This is a genomic window from Marinactinospora endophytica (assembly GCF_054780875.1).
Genome location: NZ_BAAGVM010000013.1, coordinates 131,104 through 147,077, shown reverse-complemented (window position 1 = coordinate 147,077; position 15,974 = coordinate 131,104). Strand labels below are relative to the sequence as shown.

17 protein-coding genes and 1 pseudogene are annotated in these 15,974 nt (G+C 69.8%); 11 read left to right on the top strand and 7 right to left on the bottom strand.

What is annotated here, in order from left to right; all coding sequences use genetic code 11:
- Positions 1-5 precede the first annotated feature (5 nt).
- Both ACYVHU_RS22200 and ACYVHU_RS22195 read left to right on the top strand, forming a co-directional pair.
- On the top strand, positions 6-320 hold the full coding sequence (locus ACYVHU_RS22200; protein WP_078763767.1) for a DMT family transporter: 315 nt from the start codon (positions 6-8) through the stop codon (positions 318-320).
- The gene (locus ACYVHU_RS22195) at positions 320-673 is read left to right on the top strand and encodes a DMT family transporter (RefSeq protein ID WP_078763766.1); all 354 of its coding nucleotides are present in this window, start codon (positions 320-322) and stop codon (positions 671-673) included. The genes ACYVHU_RS22200 and ACYVHU_RS22195 overlap by 1 nt, the downstream gene beginning before the upstream one ends.
- A gap of 322 nt (positions 674-995) precedes the next feature.
- Here the strand turns inward: ACYVHU_RS22195 and ACYVHU_RS22190 are convergent, their stop codons facing one another.
- Entirely contained in the window at positions 996-1,145 is a 150-nt protein-coding gene (locus tag ACYVHU_RS22190) for a hypothetical protein (protein WP_159457303.1), read from the bottom strand.
- A 48-nt stretch (positions 1,146-1,193) separates the two neighbouring features.
- Here ACYVHU_RS22190 and ACYVHU_RS22185 point away from each other — a divergent pair, with 48 nt between their 5' ends.
- A complete protein-coding gene (locus ACYVHU_RS22185; protein WP_268805639.1) occupies positions 1,194-1,316 on the top strand; it encodes a hypothetical protein in 123 nt (40 codons plus the stop codon).
- 188 nt (positions 1,317-1,504) lie between these two features.
- Here the strand turns inward: ACYVHU_RS22185 and ACYVHU_RS22180 are convergent, their stop codons facing one another.
- The 4 genes and pseudogenes from ACYVHU_RS22180 to ACYVHU_RS22165 all read right to left on the bottom strand — a co-directional run bounded on the left by ACYVHU_RS22180 (position 1,505) and on the right by ACYVHU_RS22165 (position 3,737).
- Positions 1,505-1,789, bottom strand: a complete 285-nt coding sequence (locus ACYVHU_RS22180) for a hypothetical protein (RefSeq protein WP_078763764.1) — start codon at positions 1,787-1,789, stop codon at positions 1,505-1,507.
- A gap of 413 nt (positions 1,790-2,202) precedes the next feature.
- Positions 2,203-2,907: a hypothetical protein gene (locus ACYVHU_RS22175; RefSeq protein ID WP_144390262.1), complete on the bottom strand. Its 705-nt coding sequence runs from the start codon at positions 2,905-2,907 to the stop codon at positions 2,203-2,205.
- A gap of 332 nt (positions 2,908-3,239) precedes the next feature.
- Positions 3,240-3,563 (bottom strand): annotated as a pseudogene (locus ACYVHU_RS22170) (phage terminase small subunit); the annotation flags it as partial.
- A gap of 15 nt (positions 3,564-3,578) precedes the next feature.
- Positions 3,579-3,737, bottom strand: coding sequence for a hypothetical protein (locus tag ACYVHU_RS22165; protein WP_200813754.1), 159 nt, complete (start codon positions 3,735-3,737; stop codon positions 3,579-3,581).
- Positions 3,738-4,164: 427 nt separating this feature from the next.
- Between ACYVHU_RS22165 and ACYVHU_RS22160 the strand changes: the two genes are divergently transcribed.
- A complete protein-coding gene (locus tag ACYVHU_RS22160) occupies positions 4,165-4,731 on the top strand; it encodes a hypothetical protein (RefSeq protein ID WP_078763762.1) in 567 nt (188 codons plus the stop codon).
- A gap of 899 nt (positions 4,732-5,630) precedes the next feature.
- A complete protein-coding gene (gene dop / locus ACYVHU_RS22155) occupies positions 5,631-7,151 on the top strand; it encodes a depupylase/deamidase Dop (RefSeq protein WP_394330082.1) in 1,521 nt (506 codons plus the stop codon).
- A 79-nt stretch (positions 7,152-7,230) separates the two neighbouring features.
- On the opposite strand, the gene ACYVHU_RS22150 is transcribed toward dop, so the two are convergent.
- Positions 7,231-7,512 carry an early set domain-containing protein gene (locus ACYVHU_RS22150; RefSeq protein WP_078763760.1) on the bottom strand — a complete coding sequence of 94 codons (282 nt, stop codon included), beginning with the start codon at positions 7,510-7,512 and terminating at the stop codon, positions 7,231-7,233.
- A 285-nt stretch (positions 7,513-7,797) separates the two neighbouring features.
- On the opposite strand from ACYVHU_RS22150, the gene ACYVHU_RS22145 reads away from it, so the two are divergent.
- The 5 genes from ACYVHU_RS22145 to ACYVHU_RS22125 all read left to right on the top strand — a co-directional run bounded on the left by ACYVHU_RS22145 (position 7,798) and on the right by ACYVHU_RS22125 (position 12,621).
- Positions 7,798-8,001 (top strand): ubiquitin-like protein Pup, encoded by a 204-nt coding sequence (locus tag ACYVHU_RS22145; protein ID WP_078763818.1) that lies wholly within the window; start codon positions 7,798-7,800, stop codon positions 7,999-8,001.
- Positions 8,002-8,221: 220 nt separating this feature from the next.
- On the top strand, positions 8,222-9,067 hold the full coding sequence (gene prcB / locus ACYVHU_RS22140) for a proteasome subunit beta (protein WP_078763759.1): 846 nt from the start codon (positions 8,222-8,224) through the stop codon (positions 9,065-9,067).
- A 76-nt stretch (positions 9,068-9,143) separates the two neighbouring features.
- Positions 9,144-9,875, top strand: coding sequence for a proteasome subunit alpha (gene prcA / locus ACYVHU_RS22135; RefSeq protein WP_078763817.1), 732 nt, complete (start codon positions 9,144-9,146; stop codon positions 9,873-9,875).
- 213 nt (positions 9,876-10,088) lie between these two features.
- On the top strand, positions 10,089-11,447 hold the full coding sequence (pafA, locus tag ACYVHU_RS22130) for a Pup--protein ligase (RefSeq protein WP_078763758.1): 1,359 nt from the start codon (positions 10,089-10,091) through the stop codon (positions 11,445-11,447).
- 124 nt (positions 11,448-11,571) lie between these two features.
- Positions 11,572-12,621: an FKBP-type peptidyl-prolyl cis-trans isomerase gene (locus ACYVHU_RS22125; RefSeq protein WP_200813753.1), complete on the top strand. Its 1,050-nt coding sequence runs from the start codon at positions 11,572-11,574 to the stop codon at positions 12,619-12,621.
- A gap of 42 nt (positions 12,622-12,663) precedes the next feature.
- Here the strand turns inward: ACYVHU_RS22125 and ACYVHU_RS22120 are convergent, their stop codons facing one another.
- Complete coding sequence (locus tag ACYVHU_RS22120) at positions 12,664-13,749, bottom strand: DUF3866 family protein (RefSeq protein ID WP_078763757.1); 1,086 nt, start codon at positions 13,747-13,749, stop codon at positions 12,664-12,666.
- A 79-nt stretch (positions 13,750-13,828) separates the two neighbouring features.
- On the opposite strand from ACYVHU_RS22120, the gene ACYVHU_RS22115 reads away from it, so the two are divergent.
- Positions 13,829-15,841, top strand: coding sequence for a helix-turn-helix transcriptional regulator (locus ACYVHU_RS22115; RefSeq protein ID WP_078763815.1), 2,013 nt, complete (start codon positions 13,829-13,831; stop codon positions 15,839-15,841).
- Positions 15,842-15,974: the final 133 nt, after the last annotated feature.

Below are 15,974 nucleotides of genomic sequence, written 5' to 3'. Positions count from 1 at the left end.
GATTCATGGCGTGGGTGCTGCTGGTCGCATCGGGCCTGATGGAGGCGGTGTGGGCGAGCGCGATAGGTGCCAGCCAGGGGTTCAGGAAGAAGGGGCCCACGGTGCTGTTCGTCGTCGCCCTGGTCCTGAGCATGGTCGGGCTCGCCTACGCGATGACGGCGATCCCGACCGGAACCGCCTACGCGGTCTGGGTGGGCATCGGAGCGGTTCTGACCGTGCTCTACCCCGTGGCGCGCGGCAAGGAGCAGCTGACCCTGGGACGTGGCGGACTCCTACTCGTCCTGATCGGCTGCATCATCGGTTTGAAGGTGGTCGGCTAATGGCCTGGTTCGTTCTCATCATCAGCGCCCTCCTGGAAGCGGTGTGGGCCACCGCCCTGGGGCAGAGCGAGGGCTTTACCAAGCTCGTTCCGTCGCTGGTCTTCGTCGCCGCGCTCATCCCGGGCATGGCCACGCTCGCCTACGTGGCCAAGCGCATCCCCATGAGCACCGCCTACGCGGTCTGGGCCGGGCTCGGGGCGGCCTTCACGGTGGCGTGGTCGATGCTCACGGGTGGGGAGCCGGCCACGGCGCTGCGCCTGGCACTGCTGGCCGGCATCGTGGGCAGTGTGGTGGGCCTCAAGCTCCTCAAGCCCACCGCCCCCGAGGAGGCCGCCAAGACCCCGACCCGCTGAACCGCGGTACCGGGCTCCGCTTTCCTCACCACGGGGCCTTTTGCGCGTCTGTCTCCTGCGTCTGCGCACGGACATTTTCGCGGCCGTCAACACCAAGCCGAGCCAGCCGAACCCAGCAGCGCAGCAGCCTCACCAACGCCATGGAGGCGCTAAGCATCTGGCTACCGGAGTCCGCGACGGCCCCTGCGCAACTACACGTTGCCGGGGTTTCCCACCGTCTCCTCCGGATGTGCGCCCGTTGTCGAGGCGAGAGCGGTGGTCGGAGCGCGTATCGCGGCGGGATCACTGACATGTTCACGCTCGTTAACATCGGCCGTGGCTCCTACTCGGTGAGGGAGACAACGATTTCGACCAGGCCGACGAGGCTGAACAGGGCGCTGAGGACAGTCGCGGCGATCCACCGGCCGCCGAGGTAGGTCAGGTAGACGGTCAGCGCGCCGAAGATCACGGCGAGTCCCGTTCCGAGCACCACACCGGCGAAGTCACGCCCGGGCGCACTCGGGATGCCCGGGGCCTCGTCATGAAGGATGGCGGCCTGGATCTGCACGCCCTGGTGATGAGGGCCTCGACGGCGCGGCGGCGGGTGTCGTCGTCGGCGTTGGCGACGGTGATCAGCGGCGTGCTCATGGGGCTGTCCTCCTAGGCGCAGGCGAGGGGAGGGGTGTCCTCCAGCGGGCTCGACATCCACCCGGGGAGAGGAGTGGGGGTGGTGGAGCCACACGCTGGAGGACACGTTGGTCGCCCGGCGGGGATCGCAGGCGGTGTGGTGATGGCGAGGATGCTGCGCCCCGCCTGGTGTTGGGTGTTCCTGGTGCCTGCCGGGAACGTCTTTCAGGTGAGGGCGGAGGCGCGGATGCCGACCGCCCACAGCAGGTCGCCCTCCCGGAGGAAGGGCAGGGACTTGGCCTCGTAGTGCGGATCCAGGCGCAGGTCACCGAGCGCGTTGCCGGCTGCGGTGTCGAAGCCGTCCTGGGCGTCCACGAGCCTGGCGCGGTTCTCCCATCCGGGCGCGTACCGGTTCAGGATCCGGGTGGGGTCGCCGCCGACCCGCACGTCGAGCACTGGGGAGGGGCTGCCGGCGGCGTTCAGGCCGCGCAGGATCGCGGCGAGCGTCATCCCCGCCCCCGCTGTGGCACGACGACCCGCCGCACCCGGGGGAGGCGCGACGCCTGCTCGGAGACCTGCTGAAGGTAGGTGGGGTGTTCCATCCCGAAGGGGACGCACGCCCAGTCGAAAGGCTCGTAGCTTCGGCGTCGGCCCGGTAGCGGGCGCGGATGACCGAGAGCCGTCCGGGGCGGTGGCGGAACAGCTCTGCCCCCGCGGACACGGCCACAGAGGTTTCCGGCGTGTTCCTGCCCCATCCGGTGTGCAGCCGTGCGGGGATGCCGAGAGCGTGGGCAATCAATGCGGACTGCTCCAACTCACCGCGGCCATCATGATCCGGTGCCGGTTGCTCCGCCAGTGGCAAGGGGTGATCCGCGGACGGGCACCGTGCTGTCGTCGCGGATCGCGCCGTCGAGCCCCGGCGTTCACCGTGTCACCGTCGGCCCGGGCGCGGTTCTCGCGTCGGCGCGCACCCCACTCAGGCTGGGATGGATACGAGTTCGGGCGTGAGCGGCCTGGTTGAGGAAGTCCGCCCGCGCGGTCTGCGGGTCGGTGGAGGAGTCCATGATCGTGCCGATCAGGGCATCCAGATCGACGTGGCCACCGTTGACGTCCGCGCTGTCGCCGTAGACGTAGGCCAGGGCCTGGCGGAGCTCGTCATGGTCGTAGAGGCCGGTGTCCGGCGGGGCCTCGCGGATGTCATAGAACATTCCGTTGTCAAGGGCGCGACCTTCGAGGATGCGGTGCCAGTCCCGCGCGGACATCTCCGCGACGCTGCCCTCACCAAGGGCGTAGGTGTTGGGGGACTCCAGCAAGGTCCCGTCGGTCTTCGCGGCGTTGATCCGGATGGTCTCGGCCAACTTGGTGCCGCGGTTGGAGCGGACCCACTCCTCGGACTGGTCCAGGACCGCGAAGATCGGCCGATTGCCCTTGATCGTCCGCGCGCTGCTGGTGATCGGCTCGATCCTGCCCGCTTTGGGCAGGTTGACGAACCCTCCAGCGGTTCCAGCCCGGGGTAGGCGTCCAGTACCGGTCCCTGGAGCATCTCCAGCAGTGGTGACCAGGTGTTCTTCGTCTGCGTCTCGGAGACCGCCGCGATCTGCACCAACGGCGTGCGCACCTCGGGTCACGGTTTGCCGACCGGCTGCCCTTCGGCGTCCCCCCGTCCGGGTAGATCGGGGCGAGCGCCTCCACGATCGGGATCGCCGCCAACAAGGGGCTCTTGCCCCACCCTCGGGGCCGGCACAGCACCGCGCGCCGGTACCGGCGACGGCCGGTGCGCGGATCGAGCTCGTAGAACTTCAAGATGAAGTCCTCTTGCTCGGAGTACAGAACGAAGGGCTGGTAGTGGGCCCGATCGGGGGCGGCGAGCATCTCGGCGATCCAGTCGATCACCTGTATCCGAGGGTGGGGACCTCGCCGGGGACGTTCGGCTTCCAGGGGATGGGCTATCACCCCTTGGTCAAGCTCGCTCTGCGTCCTTTGGCTTCGCGGGAAGGCCGCGGACGACCCCCATGTGCGCACCGCGCCGTTCCCGCGCGGACTTGCCAGCGGGGGTGGGGTGTTTGGCGCCGGCCTCGTCCGCGGCGGCGAACTGCATTCTCAACCTCGCCCTGTTCTCGACCGTCGCGCCGAACTTGGTGACCCGCAGCCGCAGCTCGGCGGCCACCGTGGTCTCCCCGGAGCACAGTCGGTCGTGGAGAAGAGTGGTGTCGAGGAGAAACTGCCAATCCGTCGAGGAGAAGTGCTCGGTCTGGGCGCTATTGCGCCACCGGTCCCACCACTCCCGGGTCCGCTCGGGTCATTGGTACTCGACCAACTCCTCCTCGTCGTGCAGCCGGAAGTCGGACAGCTCTGGAGGCTCGACGTGCTCGAAACGGAGAAGGGGCTGCGGGGCGGACTCGGAGTCGCGCCGTGCTCGGCGGTTGGGGACCTTCGGTGCGGGGCCTCGACCGGCCATAGGTCACCTTCCGGAGCTTAGAGACGGAGTCGTGGGCAGGTCGGGAGGGTGTTTAGTGCGCTTCTGCAAGGTTTTCCAGGGCGCGGCGTATGAGGGTTTGGGAAGATTTATCCGATGCTGGTGCATCTGTACTGCTGGCGATTCTTCGAGTTGCTTAGATGTCTGCTTCTTGGGTGTATCTACTTCCGCGGTCCTTATTCGTCTAAGTTATGCCTTCGGGGGCAATAGTGGCTTTTGGTGCATTTTCATTTTCGGTCCTCCTTGGGGAAGGGTTGGGCGTGTCTGGAATTGGGAAGATTATATGTTTTCATGGAAAAAGGTGTGCGTGGGGATTGGTTGCTGGCACAGTGGTCTTGTTGGCGTGCAAGTTTGAGTCATGGGCGCATTGTCACAATGCTGTTTGTTTTCTGCTTGGGAGAGGAATTCTATGGCGAACGAAATCAGGTACGGCGGCCTCATCCATCTGCAGAACGGGTACAACAACTGGGCGGGCGGGTACCTCGATACCAACGGGCACCGCCCCGCCCCCGCCAAGTACGGAGTCTCCACCGCGGACACGCCCACCCGAGGTGCTGGCACCGGCACGTGGGAGGTTCTGTCGGCCACAGGCAAGGCTGCCGGGTCGTTGGTGAACAGCGGGGATGTGATCTACCTGCGCAACCTCTACCAGGACGACGGCGGGTACCTCGACACCAACGGGCATGCGTCCGACGCTCAGAAGCAGTCCGGCGGCAAGTATGACGTCTCCACCTCACCGGGCAGGGACCGGGCTCAGGGCACCGGCCGCTGGCGGATCCTGGCTCAGACCTCCGGCACCCTGGACCAGTCGGTGCGCCTGGGGGACGTCCTGTTGCTGTGGAACCTCTACGACAACGGCAGCTTCCTGGAGACCAACAGCACCTCGGGCGCTGGTCTGTACGACGTGTGCACCAACGCCTACTTCAACCGGGCGGCCGACGTCGCCTACTGGAAGGCCCTGGCCGCCCAGGTGTGATCCCTCAGTGCCCGAGACCGCTGCCACGGCTCCAGTCGTTGACAGGACCAGGCGTCTCCGACATCACGCGACGCTCGGGCCCTTCGCTGCTAGCGAGGGCTCTCCAGCCTGAGCTAAGCAGGCATTCAAGAACCCCTGCCCGGTGTACCCGGCAGGGGTTTTGCTGTAACTGTGTCGGTAGGGACAGCATGGTGGGCATGGCATGGTCGGCTTTGCGTCGTCCTCTGTAGGCCGGTGCGCTGCGAAGCCTGCCGGAAGAGGACAAGATCTTCGGATAGCTGAGGCGTCCCGGGTGAAACCCCCAGACCCGTAATCGACGTGGCCACCGTTGACGTCCGCGCTTGGCCGCCCGTCGCTCTCACCCCGCGGTGGTTCCCGCCTGCGTTCGAGGGCCGGCGACAGGGCCCTCCGGACGAGACGGCGCGAGGGCGGGGCCGGACGGGCCGGGCGGACGCCCACGGCCGCCTGGCCGGCGACGGCCGACGATCCGGTGCGCGGCGTGCCCGCCAGGCCGCTTCGGCGCTGCCACCACCCGGTTGGACGGTCCTCTCCCGGGGTGGCTTCGCGGGGAGGGGGAGCGTCCTGGAGGGCGTTTCCCGACCCAGGGGTTTTCATGGGAAATAATATTTTGTCGCTATTTCTCCCGTTTATCCGTTTGTCCCTCGTGAAGGCGGGTGCCGGACGGCGGCCGAGGACGCCTCCCGTCCCCGTTCGGCGCGCTCCCCGGCTCTCCAGCCGGCGGCCGGCCCTCCTGCGAGGTCGAAAGGACGGGACACGCCCGTCCCACACGGACGAATGCGTGCCGAAGGGTGGCCAGGCGGCGGCAAGGGGGAAGTGGCGCGGCCACAATTCCGCTTCTTCACGTTCAAGGAGGGATCCCGAAGGATACTCTTCAAGGCATGAGTGTGCGGCGGATTATGGGCATTGAGACCGAGTACGGGATCTCCGTGCCCGGCAACCCTGGTGCCAACGCGATGGTGACATCCACCCAGGTGGTCAACGCCTACCTCGCGGCCTCGGCCGCCCGGGCGCGCAGGGCCCGCTGGGACTTCGAGGAGGAGAACCCGTTGCGGGACGCCCGCGGGTTCGACCTCGCCAGGGAGGTCGCCGACCCCTCCCAGCTCACCGACGAGGATCTCGGACTGGCCAACGTCATCCTGACCAACGGCGCACGGCTCTACGTCGACCACGCCCATCCCGAGTACTCCGCCCCCGAGGTCACCAACCCTCGCGACGCCGTGCTGTGGGACAAGGCGGGTGAACGGGTCATGGCCGATGCCGCGCGCCGGGCCGGGGCCGTCCCCGGGATCGACCCGATCCAGCTCTACAAGAACAACACCGACAACAAGGGTGCCTCCTACGGCTGCCACGAGAACTACCTGATGCGCCGGTCCACCCCCTTCGGCGAGATCGTGCGGCACCTCGTGCCGTTCTTCGTCTCCCGGCAGGTCATCTGCGGTGCCGGCCGGGTGGGCATCGGGGCCGACGGCCGCGACTCCGGCTTCCAGATCAGCCAGCGCGCCGACTTCTTCGAGGTCGAGGTGGGGCTGGAGACCACGCTCAAACGCCCCATCATCAACACCCGAGACGAGCCGCACGCCGACCCCGACAAGTACCGGCGGCTGCACGTCATCATCGGCGACGCCAACATGAGCGAGATCTCCACCTATCTCAAGCTCGGCACCACGGCGATCGTGCTGGCGATGATCGAGGACGGGTTCATCGGGGTCGACCTGTCACTGGAGACCCCGGTGGCCGACCTGCGGGCCATCTCCCACGACCCCACGCTCACCCACGCGGTGCGGTTGCGCGACGGCCGCCGCATGACCGCGCTCCAACTCCAACGCGAGTACTTCGACCAGGCCCGCAAGTACGTCGAGGACAGGTTCGGCACCGACGTCGACCCCGACACCGCCGACGTGCTGGAGCGCTGGGGCAGCACCCTGGACCGCCTCGCCGACGATCCGATGCGCCTGGCCGGTGAGCTCGACTGGGTGGCCAAGCTCAAACTGCTCGAGGGCTACCGCGAACGCGACGGTCTCGACTGGGACCACCACCGTCTCCAGCTCGTCGACCTCCAGTACTCCGACGTGCGTCCGGACAAGGGGTTGTACAACCGGCTGGTCGCCCGCGGCCGTATCGAACGCCTCCTCGACGAGGAGGAGGTCGAGCGCGCCATAACCGAGCCGCCCGAGGACACCCGCGCCTATTTCCGGGGGCGGTGCCTGGACAAGTACGCCGACTCCGTCGCGGCGGCCTCGTGGGACTCCGTCATCTTCGATCTGCCCGGCCACGACTCGCTCCAGCGGGTGCCCACCCTGGAGCCGCTGCGGGGCACCAGGGAACACGTCGGCGCGCTGCTCGACCGCTCGCCGACGGCCAGTGACCTCGTCGCGGCCCTCACCGGCGAGCGCCGCTGAGCCGCCCGAACGACCACGCCAAGGGCCGCACGGACCGGGCAGAACGGTCCGTGCGGCCCTTGGCGTGTCCGCGGCGGTCTCACACGTGCAGTCGGCCCCCGTCCTCGTGCACCGCGTCGGCGTCGTGGTCGTCGAACCACACGCCGTTGTCCGCCAGATAGCGGAAGTGCAGTGTCGAGCTCGACGGCACGGTGACCACCACGCTGCGCTTGCCGTTGGAGCGCGGGGTGAGCGGGTGGGCGTGCGGGTCCCACTCGTTGAAGCAGCCGACCACCGAGACCGGGCCGGGTTGCTCCTCCAGGGGCAGCGAGAAGGTCACCTTGACGTTCCCGTCCTTGCCCGGTTTGCCGCGCTTGATCATGATCGAATCCCCCCTTGCACACCCGCGCCGGCCACCCGGCCGGCGCGGTGGGCGCCCTGTACACCGCTATGGCCGGACGGGCGCCCGGATCCCCGTCCAATTGTGGACGTCTTGTCCACAACCTCACGGAGGACACGCCGGTCCACGGCCACGGCGGAGGTGGGAAGGGGCGAGGTCACACGGCTCTTTCACGTCCCGTGACAAAACAGCGGCCACGATCAAGGTTGAGCGGACCTGGGTTGGGCCAATATAAGGGGCGAGACCCCGAATAGGGAGGTTGTGGAGATGGCGACGAAGGACACCGGCGGCCAGAAGCACGCGAACCGCACCGACCAGGAGGTCGAGGAAGTCGAGGCGGGCAGCGACGTCCAGGAGCGCAACGAGAAGCTGTCGGAGGACGTCGACGACATCCTCGACGAGATCGACGAGGTGCTCGAGAGCAACTCCGAGGACTTCGTCCGCCAGTTCGTCCAGAAGGGTGGCCAGTAGCCCACGCCCGGCCCGCCGCGCCCGGCCCGCGGACCGGCGCGGGCGGGCCGCGACCCCGGGCCCGCCCGCGCCGGGGCAGTTCGCCCACAGCGAGAAGGCCATCGGCCGCTACACGCCCGTACGGCGGGCTCAGTAGGGTCAGAACACCAGATGACTACAACCACCCACCGCGCCCCGCTCGCCCCTCAACCAGGGCTGGGGCGCCACCGAAGGGAGTCGCGTGTCTGAAGCGTTCGGAATCGGCGGACGGCTGCCCGCAGCGTTCATGAACCCGGGAACGTCGTCGTTCATCGATTTTCTGGCCCAGGTGAACCCCGACCTGCTCCCGGGGCGGCGCAACCTGCCACAGGGCGACTCCTCCCACCTCACCCCCGACGCCACCACCATCGTGGCGCTGACCTTCCCCGGGGGCGTGCTGCTGGCGGGCGATCGCCGGGCGACCTCCGGCAACGTCATCGCCAACCGCGACATGGACAAGCTGTTCCGCGCGGACGAGTTCTCCGCGGTGGCCATCGCGGGGTCGGCCGGCATCGGCATCGAACTGGCCCGGCTCTTCCAGGTCGAGCTGGAGCACTACGAGAAGCGCGAGGGCCGGCCGCTGTCGCTGGAGGGCAAGGCCAACCGGCTGGCCTCGATGATCCGCGGCAACCTCGGCATGGCCCTCCAGGGCTTCGTCGTGGTCCCCCTGCTCGTCGGCTACGACGAGCCGCGCGGCGAGGGACGGATCTTCAGCTACGACCCCGTGGGCGGCCGGTACGAGGAACACCGCTACCACTCCATCGGCTCCGGCTCGGTCTACGCCAGGGGATCGCTGAAGAAGCTCTACCGCGACGACCTCTCCGAGGAGGACGCGGCCCTGGTGGCGTTGCAGGCGCTCTACGACGCCGCCGACGACGACTCCGCCACGGGCGGGCCCGACGTGCACCGCAGGATCTACCCGCTGGTCGACGTCATCACCGACGACGGGCATCGGCGGCTGCCGGCCGACGAGGTCGCCGAGTTGGCCGACACCGTCGTCACCGGTCGTTCCCAGCGCCCCGACGGTCCCACCGCGCCGTTGAGCTGAGCCCCGTCCCCCTTCCCGTCGCGGCCCGCGACCCGGGCCGCCGGACCGACCAGTAAAGGAAAACTCCGCGGTGTCGATGCCGTTCTACGTCTCGCCCGAACAGATCATGAAGGACAAGGCGGACTACGCGCGTAAGGGAATCGCGCGGGGCCGCAGCGCCGTCGTCCTGCGTTACGACGGCGGGATCCTGTTCGTCGCGGACAACATGTCCCGGACCCTCCACAAGATCAGCGAGCTCTACGACCGCATCGCCTTCGCCGCCGTCGGCCGCTACAACGAGTTCGAGAACCTGCGGCTGGCGGGGGTCCGCTACGCGGACTCCCACGGTTACGCCTACGACCGGCGTGACGTGACCGGTCAGATGCTCGCCAACGCCTACGCCCAGACGCTGGGCGCGGTGTTCACCGAGAGCAACAAGCCCTGGGAGGTCGAGATCGTCGTCGCCGAGGTGGGCGACACCCCCGAGGCCGACCAGATCTACCGGATCACCTTCGACGGCTCCGTGGTCGACGAACGCGACTTCGTCGCCATGGGCGGATCGGCCGAACGGGTCACCAGCGCGCTCAAGGAGCGCTACGACGGCGAGGCCCCGCTCGCCACGGCACTGGCCACGGCGATGCACGCGCTGTCCCACGAGAACGGCGAACGGCGTGAGCTGGAGGCCGCCAGCCTGGAGGTGGCGGTGCTCGACCGGGCGCGCGAACACCGCAAGTTCCGCCGCGTCCAGGGCGAGCGCCTGAACCGCCTCATCGCCGAGTCGCGCGCCTCGGGGACGCGGCCGGAGGAATCCGGCGACACCGAGACGTGAGGGAGGCGGACGTGACCGGGACGGGCGGGCGCCGGTCGGGCAGAGGGCCCGGCCGGCGCCCGCCCGTTTTCCCCGCTCCCCGCACCGCCCGCGCGACCGGGAGGAACCGGTCATGCGCGGCCCATGGCGGTGGGGGAGCCCGGGCAATAGTGTGGGTTGGTGGAGCGCCGCAGGGCGCCACCTGCGGTGACGTGGGACGGGAGTTGAGGCCACGTGGAACGTCGCATCTTTGGTCTGGAGAACGAGTACGGCGTCACCTGCACGTTCCGGGGGCAGCGCAGACTGTCTCCGGACGAGGTGGCGCGCTACCTGTTCCGCCGCGTCGTGTCGTGGGGGCGCAGCAGCAACGTCTTCCTGCGTAACGGGGCCCGGCTCTACCTCGACGTCGGCAGTCACCCCGAGTACGCCACCCCCGAGTGCGACAGCCTGCTCGACCTGGTCGCCCACGACAAGGCGGGCGAGCGCATCCTCGAGGGGTTGCAGGTCGACGCGGAGCAGCGTCTGCACGAAGAGGGCATCGCCGGCGAGATCTACCTGTTCAAGAACAACACCGACTCGGCCGGCAACTCCTACGGGTGCCACGAGAACTACCTCGTCGGACGGCACGGGGAGTTCGGCCGGCTGGCCGACATCCTCATCCCCTTCCTGGTCACCCGTCAGATCATCTGCGGGGCCGGCAAGGTGCTCCAGACCCCGCGGGGCGCCCTGTACTGCGTCAGCCAGCGCGCCGAGCACATCTGGGAGGGGGTCTCCTCGGCGACGACCCGGTCGCGTCCCATCATCAACACGCGCGACGAGCCCCACGCCGACGCCGAGCGCTTCCGCCGCCTGCACGTCATCGTCGGCGACTCCAACATGAGCGAGACCACCACGCTGCTCAAGTTGGCCTCGACCGACCTCGTGCTGCGGATGATCGAGGCCGGCGTGATCATGCGCGACTACACGCTGGAGAACCCGATCCGGGCGATCCGTGAGGTCAGCCACGACATGACCGGCCGGCGCAAGGTGCGCCTGGCCAACGGGCGCGAGGCCAGCGCTCTGGAGATCCAGCGCGAATACCTGGAGAAGGTCCAGACCTACGTCGACCGCCACGGAACCGACGCCACCGGCAAGCGCGTGCTGGAACTGTGGCAGCGCACCCTCGACGCGGTCGACACCGGCAACCTCGACCTGGTGGCCCGCGAGATCGACTGGGTCGCCAAGTACCAGCTCCTGGAGCGCTACCGGGCCAAGCACGGTCTTTCGCTGTCCTCGCCGCGTATCGCCCAGCTGGACCTCACCTACCACGACATCCACCGCGACCGCGGGCTGTTCTACCTGATGCAGCGCCGCGGCCAGATGGAGAGGGTCGTCGGCGACCTGAAGATCTTCGAGGCCAAGTCGGTCCCGCCGCAGACCACGCGCGCCCGGTTGCGCGGCGAGTTCATCCGGCGGGCCCAGGAGAAGCGGCGCGACTTCACGGTCGACTGGGTCCACCTCAAGCTCAACGACCAGGCGCAGCGCACGGTGCTGTGCAAGGACCCGTTCAAGTCCGTCGACGAGCGGGTGGAGAAGCTCATCGCGGGCATGTAGCCGGTCGTCGAGGGGACGCCCGCCGGGCGCCCCCTCTTACCGGCCTCTTACCGGCTGGGGTCATCCTGGCTTCTTCGATAGTGTGTCGGGGATTCCCATACCGGACTCTTGAGGTAGTGACAATATGCGTCGACGTGCCGCCGCGGCCCTCGTGGTGCCGCTCTCCGCCCTGATGCTGGGGGCCTCCAGTTGCGGCGTCATTCCAGAGGACTGGCGGACGCCCGCATTTCTGAAGTCGGACGAGGAGCAGCTCGACGAGCGCCTGCCCACCGCGACCGGTCCGGTCGGCGAGGAGCCCGAGGTGTCCTTCCCCGACATCGACCCGCCCAAGGAGCAGATCTCCGGGGTGGTCCACAAGGGCGAGGGCGAGAGCGAGCTGGTGCGCTCCGACGACATGTTGCTCGTCGACATCGTCGACTACGACTGGACCGGCAAGGGGAAGACGGAGAAGGTCCAGTCGACCTACGAGACCGGTGCCCCGATGCTCCTCCAGCTCGGCCAGATGACCGAGGAGCTGACGGCCGACCTCATCGACCAGCCGGTCGGCAGCCGGGTCGTCTACGTCTTCCCGCCCAGCGACCCCACGACCGGCCAGCCCTCGGAGGAGGGCACCACGTCGGTGTCGGTCCTCGACATCCGCGGCCGCTACGGCAAGGGCGACGTCGTCCCCGGTGAGCAGACCACCGACGGCGGAGGCGACCTGCCGACCGCGGCCGACGCCGGACGGGCCATGCCCGACATCACGATCCCCGACGCCGACCCGCCCAAGGAGCTCGAAACCGTCGAGCTGGTCGAGGGGGAGGGGCCCGAGGTCGAGTCCGGCCAGCAGCTCGTCGTCCAGTACACCGGCGTGACCTGGAACGACGGCGAGGTCTTCGACTCCACCTGGACCCGCGACGGCACCCCCGCGACGTTTGCGATCGGTGTCGGCCAGGTCATCCAGGGCTGGGACGAGGGGCTGGTCGGCCAGAAGGTGGGCAGCCGGGTCATGCTGGTGATCCCCGAGGACCTCGCCTATGGCGAGAACGCCGAGGCCAGCGGCTCTCCGGCGGGCACGCTCGTCTTCGTCGTGGACATCCTCGGCGCCGTGGACACCCAGCCGGCCCCCGAACCCTCCGACCAGCCCGAGGCCTCCGCCGAACCCGAGGCGTCGGCGTCGCCCGACGGCGAGTAGCGGATCCGGCGCCGCGGGCCCCGTCCGCGGCGCCGAGGCGGGTCAGGTCGTGGCGGCGAGGAGCCGGGCGGCGTGGCGGCCCGCCGCGGCGGCGGTGAGGAAGTAGGCGCGGTCCTCGGCCAGACCGCGCCCCATGGTCGACAGCCGCACCGGCAGTTCCAGCAGGGCCTCCTCCAGGCCCTCCACGTCGACCTCGACCAGCGTGTGCCGCTCGCCGAGCACCGCCGCCTGCGCGCGCACCCGTTCGCCGAATTCCCCCGGCAACCGGGGGACGACCACCTCGGCGCGGGCCAGCGCGACCCGGCCGTAGGCGGTGAGGCTGTGGTGGGACAGGCCGTGGTGGCGCTCGCGCGCGTCGCCCTCGCTGACACGCAGCGACGCCACGGGCCGCCCGCCCAGCACCGCCGCGGCGTTGACGGCCTCGCCCGTGGACACCCCGGAGAAGCCCCACGGCGTGCCGGTGCCCAGATTGCCCGGCCCCTGCGCCACCACGGTGATCTCGGCGCCCAGAATGTGCCGGGCCGCCAGCAGTCCGGTGTGGGTGGTCACGGCTTCGAGGTCGCCACCGAAGGCCTGTCCGACGGTGACGGTGGCCGTGAGCCTCCCGGAGCTTCGAAGCTCGGCCGCGCTGCGGGAGAACCAGGCGGGCAGCGCGCCCCCGTCGAGCATGACGTAGACGACGCGGCTGCCGGGGCGCTCCCGCTCGATCCCGGCGAGGATCGCCGGCAGCGCCGAGTGCAGGTCGGCGGTGACGACCGGCATGGCCTCGATCCCGTCGGCGTCGCGGAGTACGGCGTGATGGGGGGAGTCCTGCTCGTCGGCGCCGAGCACGGTGGCCTGCAACGGGGTGTAGCGGGCCTTGACGAGATGGCCGGGGCCGCGGGGCGGGTCGGGGGGCAGCCGGTCGGGGATCGCCACGACCAGGGCGTAACCGCCGGTTCCCAGGCCCAGGGCCAGCGCGTTAGTGTTGAGCAGGACGCGGTCGCCGGGCCGGGGGAGTCCGACGAGCGAGGTGTAGGCCAGCGCGCGGCACCCCTCACGGGTCCCTTCCAGCGTCACCTCCAGCTCCGCCGCACCGGGCCACTCGCGCCGGACCGATCTGACTTCGCCTTCACGCCATCTGATCACGCAGGCACGGTACCGTCTTGCCGAGTGCGGGCGCGGCGGACCCGCGCGATTGACGACAATGCTGGAAGGGCACGGCACGATGTCGCAGGAGAAGACCGAACGGCAGCTCAATCTGGTGATCTGCCTGCTCGCCACGCGGCGCTTCCTCACCGCGCAGGAGATCCGGGCGACGGTGCCGGGCTATTCCAAGGCCGAGAGCGACGCGGCGTTCAAGCGCATGTTCGAGCGGGACAAGAAGGAGCTGCGCGACAGCGGCATCCCGATCGAGATGGGCGGAGGAGACGTCTGGAGCGACGAGGAGGGGTACCGCATCTCCCGGGCCGACTACGAACTGGCCGAGATCGAGCTGCGCCCCGACGAGGCCGCCGTCCTCGGCCTGGCGGCGCGGGCCTGGCGGCACGCCGCGCTGGGGAGCGAGGCGGCCAACGCGCTGATGAAGTTGCGCGCCGCGGGCGTGCCCGTCCACGACGACGCCGCGCCCAGCGTCGCCCCGGTCCTGGCCACCGACGAACCCGCTTTCCTGCCGGTGTGGCAGGCGGTTCGGGACCGGCGCCCGATCGTGTTCGACTACCGCAAGCCCGACCTGGAGGTGACGCGCCGCGAGGTCGAACCGTGGGGCGTCGTCAACCTCCGGGGCCGCTGGTACGTGGCCGGCCACGACCGGGGCCGCGGGGCGCGCCGGGTCTTCCGGCTGGGCCGCATCGTCGGCGACGTGCGGGTGGTCACCAGCGGCCCGCCGGTCGAGGTCCCCGCCGACGCCGATGTGCGGTCGATGGTGCGTCTGCAAGAGTCCGGCCCCGACCGGGTGGCGGTGCTGCGGGTGCGCGCGGACGCGGCGCACGAGCTGCGCCGTCGCGCGCACCGGATCCTGCCCGGCGACCACTCGGTGGGCGAACCCGGCTGGGACGTCTTGGAGTACCCCTACACCGACCCGGCCGGCCTGGTCGCCGACGTCGCCGGCTACGGGGCCCGGGTGGAGGTCGTGGAACCCGACGAGGCCCGCGCCGCGATCGCCGCCCACCTGCGGGCGGTGGCCGAGCGCGACCTCGGGGACGTCGAGGCCGAGGCGCCCGCCGCGCGTGAGCTCCACGCGGCCGCTCCCCGGCGCGCAGCCGCCTCCTCCGAGCAGCTGCGCCGGTTGCTGATGCTGGTGCCCTACGCCCTCAGCCACGACGTGCGCGTCTCCGAGGTCGCCGAGCACTTCGGGCTCAGCGAGAAGCAGGTGATCAAGGACCTGGGTCTGCTGTGGATGTGCGGGCTGCCCGGCTACACCCCCGGTGACCTGATCGACGTCGACATCGAGGCGGCGCAGCAGACCGGCGAGATCATCATCGCCAACGCCGACACGCTGGCCAAGCCGCTGCGGCTGACCGCGGACGAGGCCGCCAGCCTCGTCATCGGCGTCGAACTGCTGCGCGACCTGCTCGGAGAACTCCCCGGCATCGCCGACAGCGACGCGCTCAAGCGCGTCGAGACCAAGCTGAGGGAGGCGGCCGGCGCCCCCGTGGAGCGGCTGACCGAAGCCGTGGACGTGCGCCTGGAGATCAGCGACGAGGTGCGTGACGTGCAACGCCGCGCCGACGAGGCGCTCCGGGGCGGCCACCGGGTGCACCTGCGCTACCTGTCGAGCTACCAGGACGAGGTGACCGAGCGCGAGGTCGATCCGATCCGCCTTCTGGTGCAGGAGGGGCACCCGTTCCTGGAAGGATGGTGCCGGCTGCGCCAGGACGTCCGCCTCTTCCGGTTGGACCGGGTGCTGGACCTCACCGTGCTGCCGGTCGCGGCCGAGGTCCCCGAGGGGGTGCACGGACGTGACCTGGAGGGAGGGCTGCTGCCGCCCTCTCCCCATGACACGTTCGTCACCTTGGACCTCTCCCCGGCGGGCCGCTGGGTCGCCGAGGAGTACGTCTGCGAGGGGCTGCGCGAACTGGACGGCGGGTGGCTGCGCGCGACGCTGCGCACCCCGGTGCCGGCGTGGGCGCGCCGCCTGGCGTTGCGGTTGGGGCCCGACGCTCGCGTCGTGGCGCCCGTGGAGGTCGCCGAGCAGGTGCGCGAGGAGGCCGGGAAGGCGCTAGGGGCCTATCTCCCCTGAGCTCCGCCGGGCCGGCCCCAGATGTTCCGTCAGGTGAACGAGGAGGGAAAACGCGAGGAAGCCGGCCTTACCTTTCCCGTCCGGTGGCCGTCTCCGACCCAGGGCGCACTGACGTTTCCGGAATGAGCGAGTA

Excerpts from the sequence above, each read along its gene's own strand:
- ACYVHU_RS22200 (WP_078763767.1), top strand. The coding sequence starts at position 6 with ATGGCGTGGGTGCTGCTGGTCGCATCGGGCCTGATGGAGGCGGTGTGG.
- ACYVHU_RS22195 (WP_078763766.1), top strand. The coding sequence starts at position 320 with ATGGCCTGGTTCGTTCTCATCATCAGCGCCCTCCTGGAAGCGGTGTGG.
- ACYVHU_RS22185 (WP_268805639.1), top strand. The coding sequence starts at position 1,194 with ATGAAGGATGGCGGCCTGGATCTGCACGCCCTGGTGATGAGGGCCTCG.
- ACYVHU_RS22180 (WP_078763764.1), bottom strand. The coding sequence starts at position 1,789 with ATGACGCTCGCCGCGATCCTGCGCGGCCTGAACGCCGCCGGCAGCCCC.
- ACYVHU_RS22165 (WP_200813754.1), bottom strand. The coding sequence starts at position 3,737 with ATGGCCGGTCGAGGCCCCGCACCGAAGGTCCCCAACCGCCGAGCACGG.
- ACYVHU_RS22160 (WP_078763762.1), top strand. The coding sequence starts at position 4,165 with ATGGCGAACGAAATCAGGTACGGCGGCCTCATCCATCTGCAGAACGGG.
- dop (WP_394330082.1), top strand. The coding sequence starts at position 5,631 with ATGAGTGTGCGGCGGATTATGGGCATTGAGACCGAGTACGGGATCTCC.
- ACYVHU_RS22150 (WP_078763760.1), bottom strand. The coding sequence starts at position 7,512 with ATGATCAAGCGCGGCAAACCGGGCAAGGACGGGAACGTCAAGGTGACC.
- ACYVHU_RS22145 (WP_078763818.1), top strand. The coding sequence starts at position 7,798 with ATGGCGACGAAGGACACCGGCGGCCAGAAGCACGCGAACCGCACCGAC.
- prcA (WP_078763817.1), top strand. The coding sequence starts at position 9,144 with ATGCCGTTCTACGTCTCGCCCGAACAGATCATGAAGGACAAGGCGGAC.
- ACYVHU_RS22125 (WP_200813753.1), top strand. The coding sequence starts at position 11,572 with ATGCGTCGACGTGCCGCCGCGGCCCTCGTGGTGCCGCTCTCCGCCCTG.
- ACYVHU_RS22115 (WP_078763815.1), top strand. The coding sequence starts at position 13,829 with ATGTCGCAGGAGAAGACCGAACGGCAGCTCAATCTGGTGATCTGCCTG.